At 34.9% G+C, this 6,375-nt stretch carries 4 protein-coding genes and 1 pseudogene; all 5 read right to left on the bottom strand.

Annotated features, from left to right (window positions below; genetic code table 11):
- Window positions 1-244 precede the first annotated feature (244 nt).
- Window positions 245-691: a response regulator gene (locus PN497_RS17480; protein ID WP_096568274.1), complete on the bottom strand. Its 447-nt coding sequence runs from the start codon at window positions 689-691 to the stop codon at window positions 245-247.
- Window positions 645-2,981 carry a sensor histidine kinase gene (locus PN497_RS17475; RefSeq protein WP_096568272.1) on the bottom strand — a complete coding sequence of 779 codons (2,337 nt, stop codon included), beginning with the start codon at window positions 2,979-2,981 and terminating at the stop codon, window positions 645-647. The genes PN497_RS17480 and PN497_RS17475 overlap by 47 nt, the downstream gene beginning before the upstream one ends.
- 545 nt (window positions 2,982-3,526) lie before the next feature.
- Window positions 3,527-5,032, bottom strand: a complete 1,506-nt coding sequence (locus PN497_RS17470) for a dolichyl-phosphate-mannose--protein mannosyltransferase (RefSeq protein WP_096568270.1) — start codon at window positions 5,030-5,032, stop codon at window positions 3,527-3,529.
- 218 nt (window positions 5,033-5,250) lie between these two features.
- Window positions 5,251-5,514, bottom strand: coding sequence for a hypothetical protein (locus tag PN497_RS17465; protein ID WP_272110727.1), 264 nt, complete (start codon window positions 5,512-5,514; stop codon window positions 5,251-5,253).
- Window positions 5,515-5,932: 418 nt separating this feature from the next.
- Window positions 5,933-6,375: pseudogene (locus PN497_RS17460) on the bottom strand (M10 family metallopeptidase C-terminal domain-containing protein); the annotation flags it as partial.

Genomic DNA, 6,375 nt, shown 5'->3' with positions numbered 1-6,375 from the left:
TTATTTTCCTGTAAGGGCGAAGCATTCGGGCGATAAATTATCAATTTTTATCACAGGTTATTTTCCTGTAAGGGCGAAGCATTCGGCCGATAAATTATCAATTTTTATCACAGGTTATTTTCCGAATGCTTCGCCCCTACTTCGCCCGTACAGGAGGTAGGAGGCAGAAGTTTTTGAATTACAAATTATGAATTATCAATTTATTTTTACCCAATCACCAATCACCAATCACCAATCACCAATATTATTCTGTGGGTAAAGTGGCGGTACCAAACCAAAATTCCTCAATACCTTTGACAATTTGAAATAATTGGGCGAGGTTGCGGGATTTGGTGATGTAACAGTTTACGTGCAAGTCGTAGCTGTGGTAAATGTCATCTTCGTTTTTGGAAGTTGTTAACACTACCACAGGAATGCGTTTGAGTTTGGGGTCAGATTTAATTTCTGCTAATACTTCTCGTCCATCTTTTCTGGGTAAATTTAAATCAAGAAGAATCAGATCGGGGCGTATGGCATCGGCATATTCACCTTCTTGACGCAGATAGGCCATTGCGTCTATTCCATCCCTAACTGTTACTACTTCATGGGGTAGTGAACTGGTTTTTAATGCTTCTTGGATGAGGCGAATGTCGGCTTTGTTATCCTCAACTAAAAAGATTATTTTGTGTATTTCTTCCGTTTCTACGCTCACGATCACGTCCTCCTGCTGGAATGGTAAAGTAGAAGGTTGCACCTTGTCCGAGTTGTGACTCTACCCAAATTCGCCCCCGATGACATTCAATGATTTTTTTACAAATTGCTAAACCCATACCAGTACCGGGGTATTCATCCCTGGTGTGGAGACGTTGAAAGATGACAAAAATGCGATCGCTAAATTGCGGATCTATGCCTATTCCATTATCGCGTACTGAGAATAACCATTCATCTTCTAATCTTTCTGCACCTATATGAATTTCCGGTGGTTCGTGACTGCGGAATTTAATCGCGTTACCTATCAAGTTTAAAAACAATTGCATTATTTGTGTACTATCAGCCATGACAGTGGGTAACGGATCATGGGTAATGGTTGCGCCGGTTTCGGAAATGCGTTTGCGGAGGTTACTTAATGCTTTTTCTAAGGCTGTTTCTACTTCTGTAACTTGAAATGCGATCGCTTGAGTATCAACTTTAGAATATGCTAATACATCATCAATCAAGGTTTGCATTAAGCTGACTCCCTCGACTGCAAAATTAATAAATTCTTTTGCATCTTCATCCAGGGCAGATTCATAGCGCATTTCTAATAATTGCACATAATTTGCTACTTGATTTAATGGTTCTTGTAAATCATGGGAAGCAACATAGGCAAATTTTTTCAATTCCGCATTTGATCTTTCTAAATCATGCGCCAATTGTGCTAATTCATCAGCTTGACGTAGTACAATATTCACAATTGCTTTCCGCAATTCTAAAGCTGCTTTGATTTCTACATATTGCCAAGGTAAAGATGTTAATCTAACTGTTTCTTTCCACAGTTCAAATGATTTCCGGGGACATAAACGTAAATTTCCCTGAGTTTGATTAACTTCATAAGCTTTATTCGGATCTCCACCCCAATTAACAGTTTGAATCACCTCCGGTCTAAACCATAATACATAATTCCTTTGAGAAATAGGAATAGCTAATAAACCACTAGCGACATTTTTAAAACTAATCGCATCTGGGTAAATATTAGCCAAAGAATCCGTATAAAAGACTTCATCTTCTATATTATTCTTTAACCATTCTACTAAAAAATTCAGTTCTTCTTCTCTGGGAGTTTCACCAATCAGGGTGTAATTTCCCCCAAAACAAACTGCTGCTCCTGTGGCACTGGTTAAGTCTAAAAGATTAGGTTGGTTTTTCACTAAACCATCAATAAAATTATCTTCTTGGGACATATATTCAACTAAAAGTGATTGAATATAGGTCAAATTCATGCGATAATCATAATCTTCTGTTTCTTCTCTAGCGGAAATTTCAGAAAATATCACTCTCCCTAAAAATTCGCAAGCTTTCCGCAATTCATAAGAAACATATTTGGGTGTTTTATGATGACAAGCAATCAATCCCCAAAGTTTTTGATCTTTAATCAAAGAGATTGTCAAAGAAGCACCAACCCCCATATTATGTAAATATTCTATATGACAAGGTGCGGGACTTCTGAGAATAGAGTTAGTTAAATCAACTGGACGATTTGTAACAGGATTATCAACAGGAAAAATTATCACCGATTCTATATTAGCATCGGGAATTAACCTGATAGAATTATCAATAAATAATTTTCTCGCTGGTTTGGGAATGTCTGATTCTGGATAATGTAAACCCAAGTAAGATTCTAACTCGTCTATTTTTTCTTCCGCAATAACTGAACCATGTCCATCATCATCGAATTTATATAGCATGACTCTATCAAATCCGGTGACTTTTCGCACTTCTTGAACAATGATTTGACAAAATTCTCTGAGGTTTTTTGTGTTTTCTAAGCGATTTATGGATGCTCTAGCTAAATGATAAAAGCTTAAAAAGGGAATATTTTCTTGAGAAATTGCTGGTTCTAATTCTAGAATTAAAAATCCTTCAGAATTACGGTGAAATACAGCATCAAATACTGTGTATTCATCACCTTTTCTCTTAATCCAAAGTTTGGTAGGATTGATAAAATTTAGATTCTGATCTAATAACCCAGATTTAATTCTCTCAAACTGGAACGGATCGATTAAATCTTCTAATTTCTTCTGCACCATATTTTCGGGAGAAATGCCGAAAACATTTAAGGTATTATTACTAACCTGTAATACATTTAATTCTGGTTCTTCTAATATTAACAGAATACCATAGGGCTGAATTTGGCTAGAAAGATGAATAGGTGCTTCTTTCAAGCTCTTGATCTTAATATCTGAAACATTTTGTACTTGTAAGCTTTGTACTTGTAAGCTTTGTACTTGTAAGCTGATATCCATCACGATTCCCCTCTATTATCTAGGTGCATCAAGAGTAGAGTTAGCGATAGATGTTTTCACTTGTCAGGTTTATTAACCTACCCAGATGTAACTCTCTTAGCACTTTTCAATTTTCTGTTCAACTAACTTGCAGATGATTATGTAGCTAAGAAACTGAATGAGATGTTAAATTCTAATTTGCTGTTTTCAGACTTTGTGATTACTGCGTTAATTTTTTTTCTGCCTCTTATCATTTCTTGACTTTTTTGTCATTGGGTTTTTGTCATTGGGTAGATTTACCCTAATCTTTAACTGATTAAAGTTTAACAGGTAGTTATCCTAACTACAGATAATAAATGTGAAATTAAAGTGATTAAGTAACCACTTTTTATATAGATATATTAAGAAAATATCATAAGAAAATATCAAAGGTTTGATTCTGATTCCATTGAAAATCTTTCCAGATCCGCGACTTCTAAACATTGATCATATTTGATTGAAAGTATCAAAATAAGAAGTTAGGGATCGTGTGCTATGGAAAATCTTTTTAGATCCCCGTTTAATTTTTATATCCAACTTCTAAACCACATCCGTAGGTGATAATCTTCCACAGAAAGAGGTAAACCTAAATAAATAGGTAGCCAAAAAACAAAAGCAACTATAATAGTGAAGCTGATTGTTAGACCAAGTATACGCATTCCTCTATAATAACTGCGAAGACATTGATCAACAAACCAAGCAAGTGCAATAAATGTAAATATCACTGCACTCATATAATGGTAGATAAACACACAGCGATTTACCTTTACCCAAGGTAATAAGTTAGCAGCATAATTGATAACAATATATAAAGCAATCCAAGTATCAACGCCTAGATTTTTAGGAATAAATAATCGTTTTTGCTGTATTCCCGGTAGTAAGATTTTTACAAATAACATTCCTACTAAAAATATAATTGTCGCTAAACCAAACCACCATAAAAAAGGATTACCCATTGCATGAACATCATAAACCACTTTCCCCGCACCAGGAGGTAAGGGTGGTCCAAATACAGGAATGGGATCTTGAAAACTTTGAGTGATTTGATAATAATAAGCCATTGGGCGAGTCATTAATGGCCATTTGTACCATGCAGCACAGTAGGGATGTACACTAGAATCATTACCACCTAACTGAAGATGAAACTGTAAAATTTGTTTATGAACTTCTATAAATCCATAACTTGTGTCTAGCTGGAGATGAGGAATCCAAATTAAACTGTACATTAATATAGGGATAATTCCGAGAAAAAATCCCATTTGTAAAATATTGATTTGCGTAATTTTTTGCAGTGGTATTTGTGGGGTATTTTCTTGGGTTTTTATTCGTTCTTGACTGGGAGAAAGGAAAGGACGTAAATAAGTAAATAAAGGAGAGCGTGGTGATGATGAAAAAGATTGCAACCAACGAATTATCCAAGCTGCTATCCAAATTCCATAAGCACCAGCAAGAAACCATAAACCGTTCCATTTTGTCCCAATGGAAGCACCAAAACTAATTCCAGCTATGAATAAAGCAAACCAACGTTGTTTATTTTGTTTTTCCAAAGCTAATAATAAAAACCAGTGTCCGATTAATCCAAAAATCACTATATAGATATTACTTAAAGCATAGCGAGATTCTACCAAAAATAAACCATCCAAAGCTGTAAATAAACCTGTTAATAAAGCGAAACCACGACGATAACTTAATTGATAAGTGAGGAAAATAACTATTAAGGGAATTAATGAACCTGTAAAAGCATTTGCCCACCGATAACTCCAAGGAGATAATAAAGAACCTGTTGCACCGTTGACAGGATTTTGCCAAAAGGGAATATGATTACCAATCCAAATTCCTAAACCAATGATATATTGACTCAGGGGAGGATGGGCATTAAAAAAGGGAGTGTTGGTAAGATAATTATTACCAAATTGGGCAAAATAAACCTCATCAAATACGAGGGTATTAAATCTTCCTAATCCCCAAAATCGTAAGATCAATGATAGGATAAATATTGCTGTTGTACAGATTCTAAACCATTTTTTAGTCATTGGCTATTAGATGTGTAAATTTCTGGTATGGTTAGTTTACCATAACCTTAAACTATGCTAATTCAAGTATAGCAATGATTTAATTATATTTAAATCATATATATTTAAATTGTATTTTGATGTATAAACGAAGATTAAGATCCCCGACTTCTTTAAAAGATTTCGCTGTTAAACAAATAATTAATCATAGAAGTCAGGGATCTGTGCCGAGTGCCAAACTAATCATCAAGTAGCAGTCTTTTAAATCCAATACCATTAGGTAAATTATAATCTAGTAAAAATTGTTGGTAAGCTGATTCTTCCTCAATGTGCATTTTGATGTAGTCTATTTTGGGTATTTTTCCTAGTCCCAATTCTGCATATTCCAAATAACTAGAAAATTCCCATTCTCCTGGTTGATCTACTATGTAACCAACAGCAAGTCCTTGTGTAATTGTAGTGACTTCATCTAGCTTGCTGTTGGACTTCTGATTTTCAGTCAAAAATGGGACTTTACGCCTTGTTGAACGTGGTAAATCCAAAAAATTAGCTATTACTGCTTGCGTTCATAAAATCTTGATTTTAAATGCAATGGTTCGGGATAATCTTCCTTGGAGTTTTCAAGAGCAAGATAGTTTACAATCCATTTTACCAACTTAAATTTCTTGCATTTGTTCTTACTCTTGAAAAATACTATATTGCCTTTTACTCTCTAAAACAGAGTGCTAATTTGTTGTGAAAATAATTATTTTTCACTTCATTACCAATTTTTTACCGATCGCTTGACATTCAAGACAGTCGCTACAAAAATCCTTAACCGAACTTTGATATACCCCTAAATCCCTGTTATTAAGGGATTAGGGGGAATCTTTAAGTGTCTAACATTACCATCACAAACTTTTCAAACAATCTTTTAGGAATCTAGACCAATACAACATCTAAGGAAACCGCAAAGCCAGATGGTTTATTCTCAATTACGGCAAATGTATTCCCCTGGAAGGACAAGTTACCACTGAATGAATTATAGGTAAACTGACTCAAAGAGGTAGCACCAAATCCAATTTTGCTAACCTGGATTTTATCATTCTGTGTCCACTGGAAGTCTTTGATGATGTCAATGCCTTGAGATAGGCTGTTAAATACAAATTTATCAGCGCCTAACCCACCAGTCAGGGTATCAGCACCTAAACCACCCGTAAGAATGTTATTGCCACTGTTACCAATGATCACATTATTATTGCTATTCCCTGTACCATTAATATTACCAGTACCAGTTAATGTCAGGTTTTCTAGTCCAAATCCCAAGGTGAAGTTTACCGAGGAAAATACTGTATCAACACCACCTAAAGCATCGTTAAAGTTTT

Source organism: Sphaerospermopsis kisseleviana CS-549, assembly GCF_028329225.1.
In the GTDB taxonomy this organism is placed as follows: domain Bacteria; phylum Cyanobacteriota; class Cyanobacteriia; order Cyanobacteriales; family Nostocaceae; genus Sphaerospermopsis; species Sphaerospermopsis kisseleviana.
Note: the sequence above shows the minus strand (reverse complement) of the source record. Positions and strands in the feature narration are given on the sequence as shown.